We start from the raw sequence: 23,330 nt of genomic DNA, 5'->3' as shown, positions 1-23,330 counted from the left end.
AAATTTGCCGTCCTTAAGAAGTCCCTGGCCCTCCTAATTAGCGTATTGATTTCCTCCCTGGTGCTCATTTACTTTATTTAACAATTTTTTTCACTAAGAATTTAATAAAAATCACCTTCTTGAGCCGTATCCCCCCCCACCCCCCCCGGCGTTTCAATTATTACCTCATCACCTGGCTCCAGGTCTATTGTCGCCTTACTCGGTAAATTAATGACCACAGCATTACCCCCCCTCCTAATAGTGACTCTACCTGGCGCTCCATCACCACCGCCCCCCCATAGACCCCCCCACGGCCTTGTCCTAAACCTCTCAGCCATTATCGATAGCCTCGCCTTAGTCAGCACCTTAAATGACCTAATAATGCCATCACCGCCTCGGTATAGTCCATCACCACCACTCCCCCCCTCCCTAATCCTATAACCCGTGAATAGCAGTGGGTACTGTCTCTCGGCGATTTCAATGGGGGTATTTAACGTATTCGTCATGTTCACATGAACACCACTCACACCAGGCTTGCCTGGCCTACCGCCAGTCCCGCCGCCAATTGTTTCGTAGTATGCCCAGTAACCGCCATTGGGCAATGTCCCGCCTATCATTACATTCATCATAGTGCCAGACCCAGCCGCCGGTACTCTATTAGGTAGTGCCTTAGCCAATGCCTTAAAGACCACGTCCGCAATTCTCTGCGTCGTCTCGACATTACCGCCACTCACTGGTGCGGGCTTCCTTGGGTTAACGAGCGTGCCCTCGGGCGCCATGACGCTTATAACGCTATAGAAGCCCTCGTTGGTTGGTATGTCACTTTGCATCAATGATCTTATCGCAAATGATACGGCTGAGAATGTCACGCCATAAACAGCGTTTATTGGCGCCTCGACCTGTTCATGCGTACCACTGAAGTCGGCCTTAACACCCTCCTCGCCTATCTCAATAGACACCTTAATTGGTAATAACTCATCACCAAGCTCCATGTAGTCCACGGCGTCGTAAATGCCCCCCCTGGGCCACTTGCCAATCTCCATCAGGGCTAACTTCCTGCCGTACTCAATACCCTCTCTCCACGCATTAACGACGTTATCAACGCCGTACTTCTCCACCAACTCCCTAACCCTGGCAACTCCAACTCTGTTCGCGGCGAGTTGAGCCGTTATGTCACCAATCGCGGTCTCCGGGGTCTTGAAGTTACTGAGTATCATATTTAGTATGTCACGCTGTAACTCACCCCTAATCGCAACCTTAACCGGTGGTATTACCAAACCCTCTTCATAAATCGTCTTAGCGCTGGGGGGGTTAATACTACCCGGCACAGGCCCGCCAACGTCCACATGGTGAGCCTTATTAACGACGTAGCCAATGAGCCTATTACCTACGTATATCGGTTCCATGACCATGACATCATTTAAGTGCGTACCGGATATGTATGGGTCATTGAGAATCACTACATCGCCAGGGCTAAGCTCAACACCCTCATTACTAAGCCAATTGAGTAAATTCTTAACGCCCACCCTGAATGAGCCCAGGTGCACCGGTATGTGCTCCGCCTGAGCCACAATGTTACCCTCCGAATCCGTTATCGCACAGCTGTGATCCATCCTCTCACGTATGTTTGGTGAGAAGGCCGACCTACGCAGAGCAACGCCCATCTCCTCAGCAATAAACACCGAGGCTCTAAACACGAGTTCCCACGAAACCATCCTAAGGATAAGCTTCAAACCCCCTAATAAAGCATTGCCATGGGTGGATTTAAATAATTAGGTGCGAACTTCAAATAGGTTATGGGCCTTGATCTAAGGAAGGAACTCTTGAGGTTACTTAAGGAGGATGAGGAATTCAGGTATGCGGTAATGGGACTATTGGGCATTAGCGACCTTAAGTCCTCAGTGGACAACCTAGTTAAGGCCATATCTGATTTGAAGAATATCGTTGCCAGGCAGGGCGAGGAGATAGGCGAATTAAGGAAAGCCGTGGAGGCACTTGTTAAATCTCATGATGAGCTTAAGAAGATTGTAGAGACGTTGAGTGAAGACGTTAGGAGGCATGGTGAGGTCATAATCGTTATGCAGACCAGCATTGAGAAGTTAACATCCTCAGTAACGGCGTTGGGCTATAGGTATGGGCTTTTCGCGGAAAAAGCCTTCAGGGAGTCCATTAAGTACCTCGTCAGTGACCTGCTTAAGGTTTATGAGGTTAGGCGTTGGACGTACTACGACAATGACGGCGTAGTACTCGGTCACCCCTCGGTTATTGATGTAGATGTTCTCGTTAGGGATAATGAGCACGTACTCGTTGAGTATAAGGCGAGTATTGACCGTGGTGACGTGGCTGAACTATATAGGGAGGGAGTCCTCTACGAGAGGGTTAATAAGGTGAAGCCGAGGTTGCTCATTGTTGGTCCGGTAATTAGGAGGAGGGCTCTTGAGTTGGCTAGGGAGTTGGGTGTTGAGGTTAGGGCTTCTGAAGTTGTTTAGTCATTACTCAATTACCGTTACTCCTCCACGCGTTGGCTTTGGGTTAGGGAAGAACCTCCTGTAAAGGGCTATGTTTATAACATTCACGATGAAGGCTATGGTAAACGGTACGGGGGGGATTGGTAGGTAGTCGAGCATTGGGCCTGCCGCCATCGTCGCCGTTGCCGATGGCAACAATCGCGCCGCTTGGTTAACCCCCAGAGACCGTTGACCTACTGCCCCCTGCCCACGAGCTCCATCATTAAGGCTTGCTGTGGAGCCAGTGATGATACCCTAAACATCACGTAAACAACATACGTTATTGCGGCTAGGTAAAGGGTTGTTGAGAATGGTATGAGGATTAAGGCGATCGTCGATATTACCCTTGGAATAATTATGGCATCCCTAAGCCCGAAAATCCTCGAGAGGACTGGCGCCGTGAGCGATGCGAAGGCTGCTGCAAGACCGCCGATGAAGAATATGTCGCCAACAACGCCATTACTCACGTGGAGGACCATCTTAAATATTATAGGTAGAAATGGCGTTATTAATCCCTGGGCTGTGCCATTTAATGCACCAACAATCGCGAACCTCTTTATGTACGTTAAATCCCTCCTTACCTTTTGGGCTATGGCCTTAGAATTAGTGTTTGGATCATCATTAACGCGTTGTTTGGGTCTATGCTCCTCCCTAATTGGTAATACCACGAATAGGCTAACCGCTGATAATGCAAGGGCCGCGTAGAATGCGTCTCGATAGCTGAGGTTAGCCAGTAATGCCCCGATTGCCGATGCCGTTCCAGATACCAAGTTGAATATTGCGTATACTATGGACTATCCATGTCCTCCGTCTTATCAGCCAATATCGCCGTTTGGACTGGTGCAGCCACAGCACCAACACTACCACTGGCTAACGTCCCAGCGGTACCGAAACCGCCTAATGCGGCTGCAAGTAGGAGCAATGGGTAATACTTAGTGATTAGGAGTATTGCCGTGGCTATCGGCAGAAAGGCAAGCGTCAGTAATAGAACCGCCTTCCTACTATACTTATCACCCAACCTACCAAACAATAGCGAAAGAAGGGGGGGTGCCGTGAATGCACCAACACCGAAGAAAACGCCAACATCAGTTAATGTTAGGTGCAGGTAATAATACAGGTAAAGCCCGTCACCACACCAAGCGCACCACCAGCCACACTCCTCAATCCCCCCCTAGAGACAAGAAGCAACCAAACATCCCTATCCCAATTAGGCACAATCGATATCAAAAACAAATCCCTATAAAAACCAAATTCCCCCCCATATACTTAACGATACTCAGAAACAACCTCATTCATTAATTGAACAATTGAATTATTCAAACCAACATACTTACTCACTCTAAGCAATGAACCAATTAATGGGCTCGTTAGGACGACACTATCGTTATTAAAACCAAGTGGCGTAATGCCTAGGCAATTATCATAGTAAATATTGTCTATAAAACCGAAGACGCCATTGACATGATGAGCCACAATGAATGTACCACTGATTAAATAGCTCATTAAAATAGCCGTGCCGTTGACATAAATCACGAATACATAGTTATAATGCAGATACTGCCTACTCATGGTATTGTTCATAAATAACCTTATTGCTTAAATAAATAAAACACCCCCCGAAAACAAATAACAATAATTATGAACAAGAGCATTAAGGATACAAAGCAATTAATTAGGGAGCGAATCTGGAGATTGCTTGAGGAGAAGAACATAGCGTCATTCCCAAGGCCTGTCTATGGCAGGATACCTAACTTCGTAGGTGCGGATAAGGCCTGCGAGTTAATGACAGCGCTTACTGAGTTCGTTAAGGCCCGCGTAGTAAAGATAAACCCTGACAGCCCACAACGCCGGTGTAGGGAGTTAACGTTGATCAATGGGAAGTTACTGATAATGCCCACGCCTAGGATTAAGGAGGGCTTCCTAATGCTTGATCCGAGTAGAATACCGAGGCAGTACTATGGCGAGGCTTCGACCATAAGAGGCGCGTTTAAGTGGGGGGGTTTGCCGATTAAGCCTGGGATATGCCTAACATAGACCTTGTCATAATAGGTTCGGTAGCCGTCAACCCAAGCAATGGGCGTAGGCTGGGTAAGTCACATGGTTATGCGGAGATTGAGTGGGGAATAGCCAGCGCCCTGGGTAAGGTTAATGAGGATACACCGGTGGTAACCACCGTTCACGAACTACAATTGGTGAGTGATGAGATACCTAAGGAACCCTTTGACCTACCTGTAGACGTAATAGTCACTCCAGGTAGGGTGATTAGGGTTAAGAGGGTTGATCCCAAGCCACGCGGTATTTACTGGGATTTCGTCACGAACGAAATGCTCAGGGAAATACCACTACTTAGCGAGCTAAAGGCTCGACTCAACAGCAAGAAGTAATTGTGATCCACGGGAGATGCTGTATTGACTTTATGCATTACTTGCCTGCTTAATTGGGGTCTCGTATATCTTGCCCAACAACTCATAAAGCCTATCGATTCTCTCGCCTAACGCCTTATTGCCGGCATCCATCTTATCACTCAACTCGTTCATGCGTCTACTCAACTCACTATATATTGCGTCAATCCTGGCATTTACTGAGTCAATCCTAGCACTTAATGAGTTACTACGTGACTCAGCCTTACCATCCATCTCATCAATCCTCCTCATCAGCTCACTAACCTTCTCATAAACCTTTTTATTCAATTCATTAATTCTATTATCTAATATTGCAAATTTCTCGTCTATCTTCTTATCAAGTATTGCGAATCTATCATCAATCTTCTTATCGAGTGCCACTATTTTCTCATCATACGCATTGAACCTCTCATTAATCTCATTCTCCAGCACATCGATCCTCTTACTGAGCGCTTCGAATAATGTGTCAACCCTCCTATTTAAGTCATCAATCCTCTTGTTGGTCTCCCTGAACATGCCTAGCATCAGCACCACTAAGTCCTCAGTCGTTAACTTCTTACCACTCTCCACCTTCTTCATTACAGCATCTAAAGCCCTATCAATGACTGGACCAATCACAGACCCCGTTACTCAACAGTAAACTAACCTCCGCACGGATATAAAAGTGTTTATCTAAACAACGTTGGGTAGTGCCGTATTAATCATGATGAGGTCAACCGATCAATCCCCCCCCAATAAATCAAACCCGGCAACGCACTTAATTTGGTGCATTGTGGTATTGCTTTAATACCTGCCAGTCAGGAATAACCTGTATGATTCTGAATAACCTGACAGGCATGCCTGAGCTTTATGGCTATGCCCTATTAACGTACATAGCCATCGCCGGTGTGCTGTGGTTGCTGCATAGGTTTGGTAGGGATGACTTGCTACTCCCTGTTGCTGCAATGAATTATATGCTCCTCCTCACAATTAGCCAATACACGGCATCGAAGATCGGCGCGTTCGTGGGGCCATTGGTGATACCCATGGGCGTCTTCACATACAGCGCCAGCGTTGCCATGCTCGACTTCCTAACGCTTAGGTTCGGTAGGAGGGTTGGTTATTGGATTGTGAGGCTCGCTGCCTACCTGCAGGCGTTGGTATTCATCATAAACTGGCTGGTCATAGTGTACCCACCAGCCCCCCCATTCTGGAACTTGCAGGGTGCCTTCACGAGCATAATGGGTCAGTCAGCGAGGATTGCCATAGCCTCAATAACTGCCTTCCTAATCTCGGAAACCTACGACGTATTCCTCGTGAGTAGGCTAGGGGGTGGTGTGCTTAGGAGGGTTGGTTACTCGGACCCGGTGGCGATGACCATCGACACCCTGGTATTCATACCAATCGCCTTCTACGGCGTTGTGCCAAACAACGTACTGCTACTATTGATGGCTTCACAGCTCTCGGTAAAGATAAGCCTGGTGCCACTGACCATGCTCGCCGTGTGGATAAACAGGAAGGCGCTGCAATACGGCTACGTAACCAGCAGGGTATGAGGAGATCATCTTTGCGAGCCATCATCACGGCACTCAGCACTCGAGATCCAAATCACCAAATTAATGAGTTAAGGCAAGTATTTAAGGCTTGATGAGGTATTAAATCCGGTGGCTAAGCCCTGGATCGACTTAAACAGGTACAGGGAGGTCAGGATCAAGGAGGCAACCGCCGAGGTCGAACTGGCTGAGAAATTCATGGAATTGGGCTCATAAGGAATGCCGCAGGTAAGGCGTTCCAAGCATGGAAGGCGCTGCTTGGGCCCTAGCCGTTGATACTAGGGATGAACTGGCCAAGGTGTTTAATAGAGATGTCGAGCTTGAGAATAGGGTAATTAAGGAGGTCGATTATGTAATAGCCCTAATATCAACCACTAGGATGAGGGAAATAGCCAGAATAATCGAAACAAGGCACCCCCCCGGCACATACACAAACACGTTACTGGCGCTGGAACTCCATAGGTATCAGCACAACGGACCAGACCCAGAGGAAGCACCATCCATATACAGAAACGATGAAGACGCACTAATAGACATTAGGAAACTGATTGAAGCAATAAGGACAAGGATAAGCAAAATGATTATTAAAAACATTGTCTAGCTAAAACATACAATACGTTAAATAGTAGGAACCCATTAACCTTCTCACCTTAAGATTAGACAACTGAAATTAAGAACTAAATTAACATACACCATAATGTAATATGACCTTAGTATTTGATTTCGATAACGGGAAGCCTATATAGCCCAGAGAATAACAAGGCTAGTAAGATGTTGATTAAGCCATTTAATAATACGATTGTTACTTTAAACGAAGAAAAGATAACAGAAGAAATCATCAAAAGATTAAATTTAAACCTTGATAATATTATTAATACATTTAATAAATATAAAAATGAACTTTGGAGATATAGACTTAATATCAATGCTAGAAATTCACAATTACAGCAGGTTAGTGAAATAATCAATGATATTTTACAATATCTTAATGATGGGATGAATTTCCTTATAAAGCATATCGAAGAGCGTTCTAATATATTGCAAATAAAATATAGCAATACCGTAGTATCAATCTATACCGAAAACTTTGTTTTCAGAGAGCAAAAACTAAGAAAAGGCAGTATATTAAAGATTTCATTTAGAGGATTTGGAGGAGTTGATCTTAGTGTGCCAGCACTATTCAATGATAATGAAATAATACCAATTAGGTATGGTTTTGCGCATTCTGATGAAGGAAGGATTAAATGCTACCCATATATGGCAAGTACACAACCTTGGCAGTGGTTAATATGGTCTCTGTTATATCCTGGTTCAATACACATAACATTACAAAGTATTAACTTAAATAAAACGAATATCACATTAACTATGTGATTACACACGACGCAGTATTGCTCATTAAAAGATGCCGTCCTTAACACGAATGATGAGAAGACCATTCTTTTAACGTTATTCGGTGGAATCTTAGGCGATGGTACTGTTAAGAAAATAGAAAAGGAAAAAACGATATACCTTGTCGCAAAATCTAAACGTAAGTGGTGGGTAAGTGTACTAAAAGAGCTGAATGGCTGGAAGGAAGAGGGCGACACAATAGTATTTAGAGGTAATGCAGCAATTCTCACTAAAAGAATTATTGAAGCGATACCACCATTAATGAAAGATTTATTGGATATACTTTCTTTTGAAAAGTGGCAAAGGCTTAAGAGACTTGCTGCTGAAGCTGAGATCAATTCACTTACAGATAACCACTCTCCTTAGCTTTCCTCAGAATCTCTATTAATAATATAATATTCTTAAGAAATATGCTAGATAGAAGATAATGGTCATTAATCTAATATTAACATGACACAAATAAGCACAGACACGTAACAAAAATACGCAAACATATCAATAACAACCAAAACCAACCCAAGAAAAATCAACGATCTACCAAAATCATAAAGCAGGACAAAAAACTTAAATCCCCCCCCGACAAGAAGAACAAAAAACGACCCCCCGGTAGCTCAGCTCTGGGAGAGCGACCGGCTGAAGACCGGTAGGTCCCGGGTTCAAATCCCGGCCGGGGGGGCACCATCAGGGTATTGATCCTTGTTATGATTTGGGGGGGTTTGTTTTGTGGGTTTTGTCTCTTTGCATGATCGTTGGCTTGGGATTAATTTATGATTGCTTCGGTAGTGAATTATAGTGCTTTCTGTTTCCTGGATGTTTGGGATTTTTGTTCAGGGCTTGAGGTTTTGGTTCACTATTGCTACTTTCAGGTCCCTAATCACTACGTTAATTACCAGTAGCGTGATATTATGTAGTCTGGTGCTGTGTTTTTCATGAATATTGTTAAGTTGTTCATGTTTATAACCCTGGGTAGCCCCCCCTGGGCCATGGCTATGTAGATTATTGGCTCCTCGGTTATGTAAGTACCCTCCATGTAAAGCTGTTCCGCGGTTGGCGTTGCATTCGGTTTGGGGGGTACGAACCCAATCCAATCATTATTAACCATTAACCCAACCTCCTCACCCTCACTGCTCACGTTGCATGATGGTAGGATGTATGGTATTGATGAGTATATGGCGACCTCTATCACGTCGCTTGGCGTGGCATTAATTGGTGGGAACACAGCCACAAAGCCTGTGTGCACTACCGACCAATTCATAGCCTTGGCATACTGCCAGAAGGTTAGGGTCTTATTGCCGAGTGGGTATGCCGTGTTTACGATGGTGGCTATTGTCAGTGTTGGCGAGGCTGTGCTCGTGGCTATTAAGGTGCCGTTTAAGTAAACACCCATACCCATAACCATGCCAGGCTGTGACGGGCCTGGCAGTGAGTAGTTGATTACTGTGAGTGGTACATCAATGGGTATGTTTACGTAATTGATAATCATGTTTCCATGAACATGATAAACAAGCACAATGAGTGAGTTGCCTGGAATTACAACACCACCATTACACGCTAACCCACCATAATAAATGAACTGAGGAACGGGAAGTGCGGGTAAATGCCTCGAAGAGCTTGCACCAACAGACGCGTGGCTATGCCCAATAAGGACAAACTTAATAACAAGGAAAGAAACAACCAGAGCCGCCACAACCAACACAGCCACCAACCACCTCAAACCCAGACCCATAATCCTCACATAACCTCTTATCCACAGATTTTTCTTTCTTTGGGTATTAAGAGGAGTGAAACGAGCAGGTAGGGTTACCTTCACGGTTTAACGCTTATAGGCCATTGATTAATTAATGACTTACTAACTAAAAGCGTGGTATTCATTTCACGGTCAGGATGATTGGTTTAAAGGCAATCGATACTATTCGTAAGTTACCTTCACTTAATCTTTGTTATTGGTAGTTTCCCATTCCTTAGGTCATTTATCAATTGAACGACCTCGCTTATTGCTGCCTCCAGTATTGTCCTGCCCTTTTCCTGGCTTGCTCTTGATGGGTATCCCTGTACGGCCTTCGTGTACTCCATTGCGTAGGCTCCTTACCATATACCCTGAACCTCGCCTCAACCCACTCATCAGCAGAGCCATCCCTGGGTATCCACTTGACTAGGTCTGGGTATGCTGCCCAGACCTCGCTTGTCTCATCCTCGGCAGCGTGGCCTTCCGGCGTTTCCAAAACCTTTTTCCTGGCTTCCTTGGCCAGGTCTATCCACCAGTTTATGATTATTATGACTAGGTTCGTCTCCTTAGCCACGTCCTTAGCCGCCATGTTTAGGGCGTCCGTGTTTCCTCCATGCCCGTTAATGACGACTAGGTACTTAATGCCGTTTCTGGCAACTTCCCTGAATATATCCCTGTATAGCATATAGAGTGTTTCATTGCTTATGGATATTGTGCCGGGGAACTTATCGAGTACGTACGTATTCCCATACCAAACAGTGGGTAGTAGGAGTGCGTTGGCCCTCTTGGCGGCTTCCTCGGCTATGTAGGTAGCCATTAACGCGTCAGTGCCCAGTGGTAGGTGTGGTCCGTGAGCCTCGACAATACCCGTCGGTAGTAAGGCCACTGTTTTATCCACCTTCTCGAACTCAGGCCAGGTGAGTTCCCACCAACGCATTAATCAGTGATTTGGCAATGCCTTAAATGCAATACCCTGAGGTTAAGGGTCCCAGTACTGCCTAGCCCTATCCCTAAGTGCCAGGGCTAGTTCGAGGACCTTCCTATAATCCCTCGACTTGAGTATCTTATCGACCACGTTGAGGTCTAAGTTGGCGTAACCGTGAACCACCACGTTCCTAAAGCCACCAACGACTTAACTAGGGCCTCTTCCTCACCCGTCACTAAGCCCTTCTCCCTTAACTTCTTGGCAATTCCCGAGTAGCTTCAACTGCAATACCCATGTTTGATAATAATCGCTGGCACAGGTCAATGAAGGCCTGGGCCTGAACCTGGAGTGCATGTATTGATGCCAGTTGGTCTCGCCAATTGTTTAGGTCATAGCCATGGTCGACCAATTCATCGAGCTTCCTAGTCATATCCTCAATAATGCTAAGCAACTTATTTAGGATCGCCATCTCATCACCAACGCCTTACCCGCATTAACCACTAGGTCCAACTTCCTGGCATCAATAAGGAAGTCCTCACAAATAGAAGCCCTCCTATGCATCCTCAACCAAGCATCATCACCGGCCATGTACAGTATCACACCATCACTAAAAACCTCATGAATCAGGTAACAATCAGTATTGTCACCAATGGGCACCAAATCCACCTTATCCGTACCCAGGTAATCAAACAGGTCAAAGAGTAACCGTGAATACCTACCTAGGTCAAGGCCTCCCATGAACTCCACCGCAATATCAACATCCTCACCAAAACCCCCCCTCCTAACTATGGAACCAAAGAGAACCGCATAGTAAATACCGTAGCTACCCCCCCATGAAAACATCCTCAACTTGCCAATTATTGATTTATCAAGCATTAAACTCAATCTAAGGATTATATACATACTTAAAGTATTTACGTTTACCCAATGTCTATAGGTTACTACTCGCTTACAGCTCAACCACAAAGTATCTCAGCGCAGCAGCGACGCAGACGCGCTAATACTCAATGCGAAGCACGAGCTGGACATGGCGAGGACTAGCGCCTATTCAATTGATAATTTAAGGAGTGCATTCAACTATGCAGTTAAGGCATTGGCAATTAGGGGAGGGCTACCTGAGGTTTAGGATGCAGTGAGGATAGGTCGTTGAACAGGTCGGTTAGTGACGAGCGCCGTAATGCGGTTATCAGATAAACTACCGATGGTGAAGGAGTTATGGCTAATCCTAAGCCAGGGCTCAGTAACCAACATTGAAGAGGTAATAAGTAAGGTTAAGGAATTACTCAGAACGTTTTAATCAGACAATGAACCTACTCAGTAATGCTCAGCCCTGGCACACGGTAGCACCAGGCCATGGATATAGATAGGGCAGATAATCCAGGTAATAACCACTACCATTAATCACAATACCCATTGGCCAGTAAGATTCAACATCTTGTGTAGTTTCTATAGCTGGTGTACCCACAAATGTTGTGTAGAGTTGCCATGCAACGTTATCATTAGTTTCAATTCCCACTATGTATGACTGGTAAATACTACTGCTTGAGGCATATTGTTGAAGCAAATAGGATATGCCAAAACCAATGAAGTGTGAGATTATCGGATCATCAGTGATAAAATCAGCTATTATCTCAGCAATTGCACTACCAACATCTGGTGCCCAACCAGGTAAGACGGCTTTATAAGTTGTAATTACATTACTGAGATAATAAGCTACCCTATAAGGTTCCACACTTGCTGGGGGGGTTGGTGAATTACTACAAGCAGATGAATATGACACTGACCCGGTGGATGGATTATACGAAAAATATTGGCCATCGAGTACTGTGAATGCTTCACCTGCTAAACCTTGATTTATTAGTAATGTTAATGTATTTGTTATTGAGCCATTACCTAAATCAATGAACGGATAAATAACTAAGGAACTTGACGATAATCCACTTAGACTTAGTACCATAGTACCATTAGCCACATAAATTGGTATACAAGAACCACTTTGATATAAGCAGTCGTAAAATGTAACAGCAGCAATATTATCAACGGGCCCTACAAACACTGTACCAGAACTACCAGGTACGTAATATATAATATCGTTAGAGGAACAACCAATACTTAATGATGAACCATACTTAACCTCAACTCCACCTACCACGCCACAGTATGAATTACTAAGTACCATGTTTATTTGATTTGAGAATATAATTGTAGGCGATGCGGATGTTATCGTAGTTATATAGTTATCATTTGAGTAATTATATATTGCGTACGTCGCGTAAAGTCCGCTATTTGCCTGAGCTATGGCATTTTCAATAACAAAGCCGATACTAGTAACGCCATTATTCCACACTCCCGAGCCCCAACTTATGAAGAAAAATGGTACCGGTCCATTAAATTCATAACAACTCTCTAATTGCCACGATGATGCACCAGGTAGTCCCGGCGGATTATTTAGAACAACATTATTTCCCATACATGAACCCACATAGGTGTATCCGTATAGATCTGTTACGTTTATCTTAGTATTGGTTATTTGTGTGGTTGTTGATTTCGTTAGGTTTCTCGGTATTGGTAGTTGCCTTGCCATTGTTAGGTTTACTGTTGCTATTATCGCTATGTGCTCATTGCTTGTTATCCACCTTGGGTTGTAGGGTATTGCCAGTATTATGAACCTAATCGTGCGCGTCTCATTGGACGTGTACGTGATGAATGCCAGTAGTGATGGCCATAGTCCAGTCACTTGCCATTCTCCGGCTATTTCCTTGATTAAGGGGCTTGTTAGGTTTATACTTACCATGCCTATTCCGTAGTAATAACCCACGGTGTATATCTTCGTTGGTGCGAATGCGAATAGGCTCACCGTCACTGGTACGGGCGTGTTATTTAGGTATGCGCGTATTACTAGTGCCGGTGCTGTGGTGCTACTCACGTTGTAGTAATCTATGCGTGATCCCTCGCCCGTGATTGTCATGAATGGCTTTGGCTGGGCCTGTGTTTGGGCTAGGACTGCTAGGGCTATTGAGAGGACCGCTATTGAGAGTATTGCCAGGGTGATTATGCGTGCTCTGCCTACCTGCCTGGGCATAGTGGTTACCTTAATCATGGGCTTTTTTACTTCGGCTTTTCATAACTAATGCGCCCTGCCTCATTCGGGCAAGCCTCCATTGGAATCACTACGTTGCTTATCTTCTCTTCGCCAATCGTGGTTGATGGCCCATGGCTGGATAGACAATGAAGTTATCGGGTAGTTCCCTGTATAGCCTGCACACGGAATCCCTGAGCCTATCCATGTCACCTCCAGGTAGGTCTGTCCTACCGACGCTACCCGCGAAGAGCGTATCTCCCGTGATTACAAAGCCGTCACCGATTATCGATATTGAGCCCGGCGTATGCCCTGGAGTGTGCATAACCCTCAGGTTAAGCGGTAATTGTGACCCCCCCTCATCAACGAACACGGGCTCCGGCAACTCCGGTTTCGCGAATCCCCCCCACCCTGAGGCTAATTCATTAAATAATTCCTTCAATTCCCAATCAAGCTTATGCGCCATGAATGGAACGCCTAAGTGCTCGGTTAACTCCTTAACTGCGCCCACATGATCAAAGTGTAGGTGCGTTGCAACTACGGCTAAGGCCCTCCTACTGCCTAGGGCATTTAGTATGGTCTTAGCCTCATCCCCCCAGGGTCAATTATTACGCAGGAGTCACCATTGCATACAAGGTAGCAGTTGGTTTCAAGAGGCCCAACGACTATTACCTCCACGGTGGGCATTAGGATCCCTGCCCTTTGCTTGGCTTACCCATTATTGACCACACCTCAATTGCGCAGGCGAGTATTGACAGTGACTGTATTGTAGCTCCCACGTAGTTTACGACCAGCCTACTTACAAATGCCAATATCACGGCCACTATGATGAGCAAGGCACTTGCTAACCACATGTACCTCGATGCCCTATGCGTTGCAATGCTCGTTAGCACTGCGTATACGCCGACCATGAGTGCCAGGGCAATTATTAGGAATATCACTGAGGCCATAAACTGCTTAGTGAATAGTAGGACTATGCCGATGATTATCGCGGCTACAAAAGCTGCAGGTACGTAGCCCCCCCTCTCAAGGCCGTCGCGTATGAGTACAATACCTAGGTAAGTGTATAGGCCCAGTATTAATGCCAGGGTTATTAGGGCTAGTATGGCTATGTTGCTGGGTATGTATAGCATGAAGTATGGCAGCGGTATGTCCGTGTATATGGTTAGGTAACTAGTTATGAAAAGCCATAGCAATGACGCAAAATTCACGATAACAAAACCAACATAAAACCAAACAAGCCTATTAAGCATCTTCGTATCCACATCCATACTACAAATGCACCCCTGAGGCATACTTAAATTCCTTAAATTAAATAAGTTGCACATAGTAATCCTTATAACACTCCATACTTAACCACGTGGCAGGTTATGAATAGTAAACTCCGCGGTTACCTAGCAATGATTGGCGTCCTAGCCGCCTGGGGGGGCTCATCCTACTCCATCTCTAAGGTTGCCATGTATTACATGTCCCCCCCCTTCGTACTCACGATGTATAGGTTCGGCTTTGGCGGTTTACTGCTGTACCTAATCGGTAGGGGGGGCTTAGTGATAAATCGTAAGTACGTAATAAACGCATTACTTAATGGGACCTTATTCGTGGTCTTCCTAAACCTCGCCATTAAGTATAGTTCAAACCCAGCCCTGGTCTCCGTACTCGTCTATACACAACCAATCTTTGTACTAATACTCTCGATAGTGCTTTACGGTGAGAAACCAACCATTTTGCAGGTAATTGGTATCGCAATGGCATTTATCGGATTGCTGATTGCGGTTGGCGTGTACAGCTTTGACGTTGGTGATGCCATTGCGATACTTGGTGGTTTCATTTGGGCGTTAGGCACTCATTACTACAGGAGGAACCTTGTTCATGAGGATCTCATTAAGTTGAATGCCTCCATGGCAGTAATATCGACTCTAATAGCAGCACCAACACTCATCATAAACCCACACATGGAATTAACATTGAATGCCGTTGCGTGGGGGGCATAACCGTCGCGTTGGTGGCCCAGGTGATGGGCTTCCTACTTTGGTTCCTAGGTGTTAGGGACCTCGGTCCCGTAACGGCGAGCTCAATATCAATACTTGTACCCGCATCTGCATACTTATTCGCCTTATTAATACTTGGTAAGGTACCCACGGAGATGGAGGTAATAGGCTCGGCGATAACGCTCACTGGCGTCTTAATATCGCAGTTAAGGGCCTAGCGAGCCTTATTGACCCTGTAAGTTCAGTGTTTCGTAAAGAACCCGCTGACCGTTTGTGAATACAACCTCTGCAGTATTTATACCGTAGATCCTCGAATCGCCGTTGTAATTCACGGTACAATTCCCAACCCTCAGCACCGCACCTACGTAATGCGTCCCATTACTAATTATGGTTAATAACGCTGAGTTCCCAGGCGGTATGACGCATCTATTGTTTGGCGTGAACTCGGCATTGTTGATTACTATGTACGCCAGTTCTACGTACTCCGTGCCTGAATTAATGATTATAAATGTCGCGTTATTCTGTGACATGCTTGGGCCTTCTATCATTACTCTAACGCCAAATGACCTTGATGCATTGCCGGCTATCCCAAATACCCAAATTACTATTGCTATGGTTAATGTTATTGCCACTACCACGAGTATTATTGTCGTTATTGTATCGCTCAACCCCTCACTCATCGTGTTTATTAAGTTTCAATTCCCCCCCTTAATAAACATTATTCTTAATAAAATTAAGTCACGACCAACAATAAAAACGTTAACGTTAATAAGGATATAGTCAGCAAGAAATAAACTTATACCAAGTTTAACCATAAACTACAAGTTGATATGAGCATTAAGGACCTAACCGCGGTACTCGTTGCCATCGGCATGGTCCTAATAATAACGTTGATCGCTTTACTGAATATGCAAAGCGCATCATTTTCAACAGGTTTATGGATTAGTATTGAACAATAATTATTTAATCAATGTTCATGTTAGTTGCTTTGTTTAGGTTTAATACATTAGTAGGTTTTCACGTTTCAGTGAGGGTGTTTGGTAATCATGGATCTGGCCGTGTCTCTGTGCATAGCATAGCCCTTTACAACAATAACTTCAACGAACAAACCTCACCAACAAGTTTATCCTTACTTAACCACACAGCCTACGCAATAACCACGAAACCCACACTCAAAAACAACAATAAACAACCAACACAAAACATCCCAGCGGTTTCCTAAGCTCCGGAGTCCAGGTAATGGGCTTTAAGAACCAATACGTGAACCAGCTCTACGGTGGTTAATACTCGTCTTATGCATTATGTACGTGCAGGTGCGATACTGCTCTCCATTAACTTGGTCATTACCTTTGACGTCAATTCGTATGTTGCGGCTATGTTTGAGTTCAGGACCCTCAACTGATTACTTATGAAGTCGAGCCTATCAATCATCTCTTTATGCATACTATCTACTTCTTTGCGTAAATCATCAATTTTCTTACTCATTTCGTCAAGCTTATTCATCATTGCATACATGAGTATTAACTCCGCATCCTCCCTCGAGACCTCCTTCCTACTAATCCAATTGGGTAATTGAGCAATAACGTAGTCCACACCCTTACTGAGGAGTAGGCTCATTAACTCGCTTAGGTCCATACTCATTAAGTTGGCCTTAAGCTTTAATTTTAAACCTTATTTTTAGTGCGTTTTGAATAACGAATATATCTGCAGTATTTATTTACAGTAAGCTTATAATTGTATTCGATTAATAGTTTACAATGAGCGTAGTACTGTCCGTTAGGATACCCAGGTGGTTGAAGGAGGAGTTGGACAGGCTTGGTATTGACTACTCGAGGGAGATTAGAGAATTCCTTGAGAGGAGGGTTCGTGAGGAATTGGCGAAGAGGCTTGAGGCTAGGTATGAGGAGCTTTTAAGGGATTCACCGCTGATAAGGGGGGGTAACCTTGCCGTAGAATTCATTAGGGAGAATAGGAATGCCAGGTAGGCAGATCGTATGTGACGTAAGCGTTATAGTTAAGTGGGTTATTAAGGAGGATTACAGCGACTACGCTGAGAGAATACGTATTGATTGCCTCAATGGTCGTATTACGGTTGTTATTCCATCAATAGCGATTGCCGAAGTGGCTGATGCCCTAAGGAAGTATTACCTACGTGGGTTGATAAGTGAGGATTACTTAAGGAGGGCATTAAACCTACTGAAGGATAGCCTATTAAATATCTATGGCATTACGTGGGAATCCATAATTAGTGCAAGCGAACTATCCATTAAGTACGGCATTTCGATATACGACGCCAATATACGTGGACTTAGCCATGAGACTTAACACAGTTATGTACACGGCTGATGATACATTAGTGAAATCGTTAGGTGGTAATCAATATGTGAAGCACGTAATTGATTATGCCCCGTGACGTGGGCATTTAGTAAAGTATTGTTGGGTCCTTCCTGAGCGAGGCTTCCCAGAACATTATCTCGAAATTAACGCTGTCCTTAAATGCCCTCTCCATATCAGGCGTTACCCCCCCGTACTTATCCAGCGTCCTTAGGATGGCCTCAACCCTAGACCAGTAATCGCTCGATGCGTAGAACTCGGCCCATGCATTGAATATGGCGTTGCCAGTACCAACAACGTACTTACCAATCTCGTGGTAGCCCCCCCACATGCATGGTGCCCATGCCGCGAGGAACTGGGGCCAGCCCAATGATGCGTAGTAATGTAGATGCCTAGTGTACGCGTAATTAACTAGGTTGAACCCTGTATTGTTAACTTCCTCCTCCGTTATTGATAAGTCACGGAATAACCTCTCATGAACTTCCGCACCCCTCTCCACATTGCTGAATACCGCTGTTAACACGTCAATGGCCTCATTAAGCGGAGCCTTACTCGCAGCCTCAATCACGGCCTTCTGCATTTCTCTCACGTACTTCGTGTCCTGAATTAGGTAATACCTAAAGACGTCCATTGGTAATGAACCATCTGAGCCTCTCAACGAATTCATGCCTAGTATATTTACTCCATAAGTCACCCACTAATTCCCTGAGCTTCTCGTGGGTATTGACCATATGCTTAATTTCGCAATTATCTGGTTATTAAATATTATTAACAAGTTTATTGAGCATTAGGACCGCACCTGCTAAGTTCGTTAATGACATCGATTGGGTTCCTCTCAACAATCCTCTTCCTAACATACTTAATCCTTTCACCACTCCTCCTGTCAATGCCCTCAAGCTCAACCCTAGTCCTAACCAGGCATGTACCAAGGGATTCCCAGGTAAGCCTTGGACCGCCCAAGGCCTTTATTACGTCACCTATGTGCGGAGTACTCTCTGGCGGGACCACCCTACTCCTTTGGGCTACCTCAACGTGATAATTATTGAAACCAACCCTAACGCGGTAAAGCATGTACCTGGCAACATCACGGCAATCATCATTAAGCGGAATAACCCTGGCATCAAAGTAGAGGACTCTACCAAGGGCATTACTAACAATGGCCGATGCGAGGCCAGCCATTGAACTAATTAGCTTATACTCACGCCCATTAAACGGCACATAACTAAGGAGGAAGACATTAATCTCATCGCTAATCACGAGCGCGTACTCACCGGAGAAGACCCTCATTAACTCAACGGCAGCCTTAATCAATGCCCTATGAACCCTCTCATCCCTGGGCCAGTTAAAGTCCCTAAGTGCCTTACCAAAGCCGGCCCCCCCATCAAGCCTAACGACTATCGGCGGCTTAACAATGTTAGTAATTACCCTGGAGTCGAAATCCTTCTCTAACTCCACGGGATTAGCGCTAATCAGTAGGTCAATGACGCTGGAATTGTTCATTATGTTCACGGTTTAATTACAGAAGCCATTATAAAATTAAGTCCCTAAGAACCGCCATAGTATGTGTACGGCTAGCGATAAGGCACAGCATGTAATGAAAATGGCTGGTTGGCCCAATGAAAAGGGCTTGTAGCCCTAACCCGCGGTTTCCTATTACATGTTAAGGGTTATTAACAAGTTAGTAGACCATGCTTTGATGATGTTAAGCGGGGGGGACGGATCTGATGGGTGAGGACCCAAGACCTGCGCGCTGATGCGTCTTCGTTAAGTCCTTGTAGGTAATATGTGCAAGGTTTTTAGTTTGGGTAAGGAGTGTACAATTTTGGCGTGGTAGTGTGATAATTAATGATAAATTGGCGATGGCTAGGAGTTATGTAAATATTCTAAGGTCGATTAGGGATAGAGCGAGGACTGTTGATGATTTAAGTAGGGATTTGGTGCTTAGGGGTGCCGTTGAGCGTTACCTACACTTAGCCGTTGAATCCCTCATTGATGTTGGTATGAGACTGTGCTCAATTCTTAATCTTAGTAAACCCGAGAGGTATAGGGATGTTGCGAGAATATTGGTGAGCGCCAATGTCCTTAGTGATGAAACTGGTAAGTTATTCGAGTTGTGGATTAGCTTTAGGAATGTGCTTGTCCACGGCTATGCCGTGATAGATCCCGAGAGATTGATTGAGGCTTTAAATGAAATCGATGAGTTAGATAGGGTAATTAATGAGATTAGTAATTTTGTCAGGGATAGGTCAATAGATCCCGATAATAATCAATTTATTACCAGCGATAGAGGATTTATTAACATAATTAATAGGGCTAGGCAGGTACTAGAGAGATCTAACTCTGTGCTATTCGCCTACGTATTTGGTTCATGGGTAATTGGTAAGCCGTCCCCCCCAGGGAGTGACGTGGATATCGCCATATTCACTAGCAGGGAATTAAGTTGGAAGGAACTCGTGAGCATGGCAATGGACCTAGAGGACTCGTTAGGGTTGAGAGTTGATCTCGTACATCTTAATAAAGCGCCGTTGTTACTGGCGTATGAAGTTGTGAGCAAGGGTGTCTTGATCTTTGATAGGGATCCAGAAAGAAGGGTTGACTTTGAAGTTAAGACTATTAGGGAGTTCCTGGACTTTAAGCCAAGACTTACTCAGTACTATGATACCGTGCTTAATCCTTAACCATAATTAACGCATTTAACACAGCCCTACCAACCCTGAGCACGGCATCCCTTAACTCACTCGCTATTAAGAACCTTCCAGCCCTGCCCTCGGTCAGGTTGTTACTTACTATGAGCACGGCCGCCGTCTTTACGCCCCCCCTCATAAGGCCCAGTAGGAATAGTATTGCGGTCTCCATTTCAACGCCCAGGAAGCCCCTCGAACCAAGTACGTTGACTAGATCCTCCTCCGCATAGAATGCGTCGCTACTATACACCGGACCAACCCAGGGCTTTATATTCATCGATTCGAGACTTCTCACTAACTCACTCATTAGGTGGTAATCAGGTATTGCTGGGTAGCTATGAAACTGCCCAGGTACTGCGTGTATATTCCTCCGTAGTTGTATGCAGAGCCTGTGGGTACAACCACATCGCCAATGCCTATCTCCCTCCTAAGCGCCCCCCCTGCGGTTCCAAGGCGAACAATGAATCTGGCGCCCATGCTTATCAACTCCTCAATCACTATGGCGGCCGATGGGGGCTCCGATTCCGTGGGTCGCCACCGTGATGTCGACACCATTGTACTTGCCTGTGTACGTTATTAACCCCCCTATTCTCATTAACGAGCCTCGCACCAACGAGTAACTCACTTAATTGTCTCGCCCTCTCTGGGTCACCGACTATTACCACCCTCTCGGCAATATCCCCCCCAGGATTAACCCTTAGGTGTATTGGCATGAAAATCACCTCACCATGTCAAGTACCGGTGTCTTACCGAAGTCTCCAAGGTCAACCTCAGCCTCACTGCCTGGGTATGGTATTAACCTAAGCCCAATCGACCTGCGCTTAATACTGACTATCGCATGTAAATCATTGATTAAGCCTTAATGAGCGATAATTGACTGCTTGGTATTGGTACCATGTCAACACCGGCTACGCAGGTCATCGTGTACTTAACAAGCTTGGAGAATGTGATTAAGCCCTCCCTAGCCCTCGCCTTCAACTGCTCATCCTCAGCAAGCGGCAGCATCACCTCGTTAAATCCTGTTACCTTAAATTGATTGGATGCTTCCCAAATGGCCTTGTTCAATTTATAAATGGCACTTAACGTGCCAGGCCCGCCGAACCTAATCCCATAAATCCTCTCAATGGCATTGACAACGGACTCCTCACCCCCCCAGGGTGATAGTGAGACGTCGATACCCAGGTAATCAATGCCCAATTCACTTGCAATTTCCTTACCAATGTCCTCGGCAGTCCTAAATACCCTGGTGAGGTCATTGCGTAGATTACGCTCATTACTTAATTCGCTCGGGTATAGTATTGATAGGGCTATACCATGGTTATTGCCGAGGTTTATTGAGTCTGGGTAGTACGGCGTGAGTATCGCATCGCCGATTAATGCGGCGATCCTTCTGGATAGAGCCCATTGATTTAGCTCCACAAGTTTCTTAAGCACGTTCGTAAATAACTCAGTGTTGTACTCATTCAATTCATTGAAATTACCAACCCAAATACTCAGGTAACTCCCCGACTCAATGAATGCATTAACCAACTTATTTAACTCGAACCTTGACTCCATGGCTATATTTAGCGATGCATGAATGTACCCAAGGTCGGCACTTACCTTATGCATTATTGTTGATAATTCCTCGAAGTCCCAGGACGGCTCGGTGAAGGGTAGTGTAACCCTCCAGGTCCTTATCTCAATCCCCCCTCCTGCCACTAACATTGCTTACCACATTACGTAGCTTAACCAGTTCCTGCCTAAGCTCATCGGCATTAACCCTGCCATTCTCCACGGGATAAAACAACGTAACTGCGCGAATAATCATTAACTTAGCAGTGGCCTATTCTCATTTAAGTATTGTCATTAATTAGTAATAATATGTTAGGTAGTGATTGTGCTCGTTAATAAACGAACCCCCCCTTGCATACGCATTACAAACATCCTTCAATGGGCACTTATCGCACTGCGGCTTGTCCCTAATGCATACAGTCCTTCCAAACCTCCATAGGAAGTCATCCAACGCTATTGGGTCTAGCTTACCAATCCTAATCACCGCGTCCCAAGCATCACGAACTGTCAACCTAAGTTCAACGTCAAGCTCCCTACTAAAGTGCACATCACGTCTCATTAACTCGAGAACCCAATCCTCAAGCCTTACGATGCCGAGCCTATAGGCAATCCTCGTGAGGTGATTATCAATTGGTAGCTTAATTTCCTGCGGCTTGGCCTTCAGCAACCCACGTAGCACCAAGAACTTAATCAATAGGTAAGCCTTCTTCTTTACGGGGGGGTCCTCATAGGCTGCCATACCGGATAACCTATCAATCAACTCCTCAACGTTTGAGACATGGAAAAGCCTAATCGTTGTACCATAATTCCTAAGCACGTAAGAACCCACATCCCTAAGTAGGTAAGCCCTAACACCATAATCCCAAACGGGTCCATAATCACCAACGAGCCAGTCCTTAACCACCGTGGGATCAAGCCTCCTTAGGCTGGCTGGGCTGAAGAAGGAACTATCCCTACTAAACATCTCCATACCCAACCTCCAAAGTAGGTCGGAGCCCGTGAAAACCTCATCGCCAACTCGCCTAATGAATTGCCAATCTCCAATATTCGTCCTATGGTCGATCGCCACCATCGCCAGGAAGTAATTGTACGTGGCCTCAATATCCGCATCCTTAGGCGGGTAAAACCTTGGATCGAAGGCGTTGGACCTGCGCAGGTCCAGCGATGCCAGTGCCTTGGCTACTTCGATAATTTTGTCCAGGTTAAGTGTTGCGGGTATCCTAGCCAT

At 45.2% G+C, this 23,330-nt stretch carries 29 protein-coding genes, 1 tRNA gene and 4 pseudogenes; 12 read left to right on the top strand and 22 right to left on the bottom strand.

The window, feature by feature from the left end:
- Positions 1–101 precede the first annotated feature (101 nt).
- On the bottom strand, positions 102–1,694 hold the full coding sequence (locus JCM11217_RS00420; RefSeq protein WP_054841885.1) for a hydantoinase B/oxoprolinase family protein: 1,593 nt from the start codon (positions 1,692–1,694) through the stop codon (positions 102–104).
- Positions 1,695–1,775: 81 nt separating this feature from the next.
- Between JCM11217_RS00420 and JCM11217_RS00415 the strand changes: the two genes are divergently transcribed.
- Positions 1,776–2,468 carry a DUF3782 domain-containing protein gene (locus JCM11217_RS00415; protein WP_054841721.1) on the top strand — a complete coding sequence of 231 codons (693 nt, stop codon included), beginning with the start codon at positions 1,776–1,778 and terminating at the stop codon, positions 2,466–2,468.
- 3 nt (positions 2,469–2,471) lie between these two features.
- Here JCM11217_RS00415 and JCM11217_RS12115 read toward each other — a convergent pair whose 3' ends face one another.
- The 4 genes from JCM11217_RS12115 to JCM11217_RS00405 form a co-directional block, all read right to left on the bottom strand.
- Entirely contained in the window at positions 2,472–2,642 is a 171-nt protein-coding gene (locus tag JCM11217_RS12115) for a hypothetical protein (protein ID WP_243677847.1), read from the bottom strand.
- A 38-nt stretch (positions 2,643–2,680) separates the two neighbouring features.
- Positions 2,681–3,256 (bottom strand): MFS transporter, encoded by a 576-nt coding sequence (locus tag JCM11217_RS12110; RefSeq protein WP_243677846.1) that lies wholly within the window; start codon positions 3,254–3,256, stop codon positions 2,681–2,683.
- Positions 3,257–3,273: 17 nt separating this feature from the next.
- The gene (locus JCM11217_RS12105; RefSeq protein WP_243678021.1) at positions 3,274–3,591 is read right to left on the bottom strand and encodes an MFS transporter; all 318 of its coding nucleotides are present in this window, start codon (positions 3,589–3,591) and stop codon (positions 3,274–3,276) included.
- Between the two features lie 161 nt (positions 3,592–3,752).
- The gene (locus tag JCM11217_RS00405; RefSeq protein ID WP_054841720.1) at positions 3,753–4,055 is read right to left on the bottom strand and encodes a hypothetical protein; all 303 of its coding nucleotides are present in this window, start codon (positions 4,053–4,055) and stop codon (positions 3,753–3,755) included.
- A 69-nt stretch (positions 4,056–4,124) separates the two neighbouring features.
- Between JCM11217_RS00405 and JCM11217_RS00400 the strand changes: the two are divergent.
- Positions 4,125–4,870 (top strand): annotated as a pseudogene (locus JCM11217_RS00400) (5-formyltetrahydrofolate cyclo-ligase).
- A gap of 30 nt (positions 4,871–4,900) precedes the next feature.
- On the opposite strand, the gene JCM11217_RS00395 reads toward JCM11217_RS00400, so the two are convergent.
- On the bottom strand, positions 4,901–5,506 hold the full coding sequence (locus tag JCM11217_RS00395) for a hypothetical protein (protein WP_054841719.1): 606 nt from the start codon (positions 5,504–5,506) through the stop codon (positions 4,901–4,903).
- Positions 5,507–5,700: 194 nt separating this feature from the next.
- Here JCM11217_RS00395 and JCM11217_RS00390 point away from each other — a divergent pair, with 194 nt between their 5' ends.
- From JCM11217_RS00390 to JCM11217_RS00375, 4 genes are all read left to right on the top strand, one after another.
- The gene (locus tag JCM11217_RS00390; protein ID WP_054841718.1) at positions 5,701–6,423 is read left to right on the top strand and encodes a queuosine precursor transporter; all 723 of its coding nucleotides are present in this window, start codon (positions 5,701–5,703) and stop codon (positions 6,421–6,423) included.
- 241 nt (positions 6,424–6,664) lie between these two features.
- Positions 6,665–7,021, top strand: a complete 357-nt coding sequence (locus JCM11217_RS00385; protein ID WP_054841717.1) for a PaREP1 family protein — start codon at positions 6,665–6,667, stop codon at positions 7,019–7,021.
- A gap of 170 nt (positions 7,022–7,191) precedes the next feature.
- Positions 7,192–7,794 carry a hypothetical protein gene (locus JCM11217_RS00380; RefSeq protein ID WP_243677845.1) on the top strand — a complete coding sequence of 201 codons (603 nt, stop codon included), beginning with the start codon at positions 7,192–7,194 and terminating at the stop codon, positions 7,792–7,794.
- 618 nt (positions 7,795–8,412) lie between these two features.
- Positions 8,413–8,487, top strand: a tRNA-Phe gene (locus JCM11217_RS00375).
- 211 nt (positions 8,488–8,698) lie between these two features.
- Here the strand turns inward: JCM11217_RS00375 and JCM11217_RS00370 are convergent.
- The 8 genes and pseudogenes from JCM11217_RS00370 to JCM11217_RS00340 form a co-directional block, all read right to left on the bottom strand.
- The gene (locus tag JCM11217_RS00370) at positions 8,699–9,538 is read right to left on the bottom strand and encodes a hypothetical protein (protein ID WP_243677844.1); all 840 of its coding nucleotides are present in this window, start codon (positions 9,536–9,538) and stop codon (positions 8,699–8,701) included.
- A gap of 200 nt (positions 9,539–9,738) precedes the next feature.
- A pseudogene (locus tag JCM11217_RS00365) lies at positions 9,739–10,475 on the bottom strand (creatininase family protein).
- Positions 10,476–10,517: 42 nt separating this feature from the next.
- Positions 10,518–10,649 (bottom strand): hypothetical protein, encoded by a 132-nt coding sequence (locus JCM11217_RS12100; protein ID WP_243677843.1) that lies wholly within the window; start codon positions 10,647–10,649, stop codon positions 10,518–10,520.
- 64 nt (positions 10,650–10,713) lie between these two features.
- Positions 10,714–10,932, bottom strand: coding sequence for a hypothetical protein (locus JCM11217_RS12095; RefSeq protein WP_243677842.1), 219 nt, complete (start codon positions 10,930–10,932; stop codon positions 10,714–10,716).
- Positions 10,920–11,339: a hypothetical protein gene (locus tag JCM11217_RS00355; RefSeq protein ID WP_054841884.1), complete on the bottom strand. Its 420-nt coding sequence runs from the start codon at positions 11,337–11,339 to the stop codon at positions 10,920–10,922. Before JCM11217_RS00355 ends, JCM11217_RS12095 begins: the two co-directional genes overlap by 13 nt.
- Positions 11,340–11,787: 448 nt before the next feature.
- Positions 11,788–13,563, bottom strand: coding sequence for a hypothetical protein (locus JCM11217_RS00350; protein ID WP_054841714.1), 1,776 nt, complete (start codon positions 13,561–13,563; stop codon positions 11,788–11,790).
- An 8-nt stretch (positions 13,564–13,571) separates the two neighbouring features.
- Positions 13,572–14,229, bottom strand: a pseudogene (locus JCM11217_RS00345) (MBL fold metallo-hydrolase).
- Positions 14,229–14,813: a hypothetical protein gene (locus JCM11217_RS00340; protein ID WP_054841713.1), complete on the bottom strand. Its 585-nt coding sequence runs from the start codon at positions 14,811–14,813 to the stop codon at positions 14,229–14,231. Before JCM11217_RS00340 ends, JCM11217_RS00345 begins: the two are co-directional and overlap by 1 nt.
- Positions 14,814–14,912: 99 nt before the next feature.
- Here JCM11217_RS00340 and JCM11217_RS00335 point away from each other — a divergent pair, with 99 nt between their 5' ends.
- Both JCM11217_RS00335 and JCM11217_RS12090 read left to right on the top strand, forming a co-directional pair.
- Positions 14,913–15,533 carry a DMT family transporter gene (locus JCM11217_RS00335; protein ID WP_243677841.1) on the top strand — a complete coding sequence of 207 codons (621 nt, stop codon included), beginning with the start codon at positions 14,913–14,915 and terminating at the stop codon, positions 15,531–15,533.
- Positions 15,521–15,748, top strand: a complete 228-nt coding sequence (locus tag JCM11217_RS12090) for an EamA family transporter (protein WP_243677840.1) — start codon at positions 15,521–15,523, stop codon at positions 15,746–15,748. Before JCM11217_RS00335 ends, JCM11217_RS12090 begins: the two co-directional genes overlap by 13 nt.
- Before the next feature lie 6 nt (positions 15,749–15,754).
- Here JCM11217_RS12090 and JCM11217_RS00330 read toward each other — a convergent pair whose 3' ends face one another.
- Complete coding sequence (locus JCM11217_RS00330; protein ID WP_054841712.1) at positions 15,755–16,210, bottom strand: hypothetical protein; 456 nt, start codon at positions 16,208–16,210, stop codon at positions 15,755–15,757.
- A 290-nt stretch (positions 16,211–16,500) separates the two neighbouring features.
- Here JCM11217_RS00330 and JCM11217_RS12085 point away from each other — a divergent pair, with 290 nt between their 5' ends.
- Entirely contained in the window at positions 16,501–16,752 is a 252-nt protein-coding gene (locus JCM11217_RS12085; RefSeq protein ID WP_243677839.1) for a hypothetical protein, read from the top strand.
- Between the two features lie 77 nt (positions 16,753–16,829).
- Here JCM11217_RS12085 and JCM11217_RS00325 read toward each other — a convergent pair whose 3' ends face one another.
- A complete protein-coding gene (locus JCM11217_RS00325; protein ID WP_054841711.1) occupies positions 16,830–17,165 on the bottom strand; it encodes a hypothetical protein in 336 nt (111 codons plus the stop codon).
- Between the two features lie 122 nt (positions 17,166–17,287).
- Here JCM11217_RS00325 and JCM11217_RS00320 point away from each other — a divergent pair, with 122 nt between their 5' ends.
- The gene (locus JCM11217_RS00320; protein ID WP_054841710.1) at positions 17,288–17,515 is read left to right on the top strand and encodes a hypothetical protein; all 228 of its coding nucleotides are present in this window, start codon (positions 17,288–17,290) and stop codon (positions 17,513–17,515) included.
- Positions 17,505–17,855 (top strand): type II toxin-antitoxin system VapC family toxin, encoded by a 351-nt coding sequence (locus tag JCM11217_RS00315; RefSeq protein WP_054841709.1) that lies wholly within the window; start codon positions 17,505–17,507, stop codon positions 17,853–17,855. Before JCM11217_RS00320 ends, JCM11217_RS00315 begins: the two co-directional genes overlap by 11 nt.
- Positions 17,856–17,952: 97 nt before the next feature.
- Here JCM11217_RS00315 and JCM11217_RS00310 read toward each other — a convergent pair whose 3' ends face one another.
- Together JCM11217_RS00310 and JCM11217_RS00305 are read right to left on the bottom strand one after the other, a co-directional pair.
- Positions 17,953–18,531, bottom strand: coding sequence for a TenA family protein (locus JCM11217_RS00310; RefSeq protein ID WP_243677838.1), 579 nt, complete (start codon positions 18,529–18,531; stop codon positions 17,953–17,955).
- Positions 18,532–18,641: 110 nt separating this feature from the next.
- A complete protein-coding gene (locus JCM11217_RS00305) occupies positions 18,642–19,364 on the bottom strand; it encodes a tRNA(His) guanylyltransferase Thg1 family protein (RefSeq protein WP_054841883.1) in 723 nt (240 codons plus the stop codon).
- A gap of 335 nt (positions 19,365–19,699) precedes the next feature.
- Between JCM11217_RS00305 and JCM11217_RS00300 the strand changes: the two genes are divergently transcribed.
- Positions 19,700–20,542 (top strand): DUF86 domain-containing protein, encoded by an 843-nt coding sequence (locus tag JCM11217_RS00300; protein ID WP_243677837.1) that lies wholly within the window; start codon positions 19,700–19,702, stop codon positions 20,540–20,542.
- Here JCM11217_RS00300 and JCM11217_RS00295 read toward each other — a convergent pair.
- From JCM11217_RS00295 to JCM11217_RS00285, 4 genes and pseudogenes are all read right to left on the bottom strand, one after another.
- Positions 20,532–21,025, bottom strand: a pseudogene (locus JCM11217_RS00295) (hypothetical protein). The gene JCM11217_RS00300 and the pseudogene JCM11217_RS00295 sit on opposite strands and share 11 nt — an antisense overlap.
- Positions 21,026–21,045: 20 nt before the next feature.
- Positions 21,046–21,261: a hypothetical protein gene (locus tag JCM11217_RS12080; RefSeq protein WP_243677836.1), complete on the bottom strand. Its 216-nt coding sequence runs from the start codon at positions 21,259–21,261 to the stop codon at positions 21,046–21,048.
- 139 nt (positions 21,262–21,400) lie between these two features.
- Entirely contained in the window at positions 21,401–22,255 is an 855-nt protein-coding gene (locus JCM11217_RS00290; protein ID WP_243677835.1) for a DUF711 family protein, read from the bottom strand.
- Between the two features lie 145 nt (positions 22,256–22,400).
- Complete coding sequence (locus tag JCM11217_RS00285) at positions 22,401–23,330, bottom strand: hypothetical protein (RefSeq protein ID WP_054841707.1); 930 nt, start codon at positions 23,328–23,330, stop codon at positions 22,401–22,403.

The sequence above is a fragment of the Vulcanisaeta distributa JCM 11217 genome (assembly GCF_001316005.1).
In the GTDB taxonomy this organism is placed as follows: Archaea; Thermoproteota; Thermoprotei; order Thermoproteales; family Thermocladiaceae; genus Vulcanisaeta; species Vulcanisaeta distributa_B.
The sequence above is the reverse complement of the archived record's forward strand: the minus strand, read 5'-3'. Positions and strand labels throughout refer to the sequence as shown.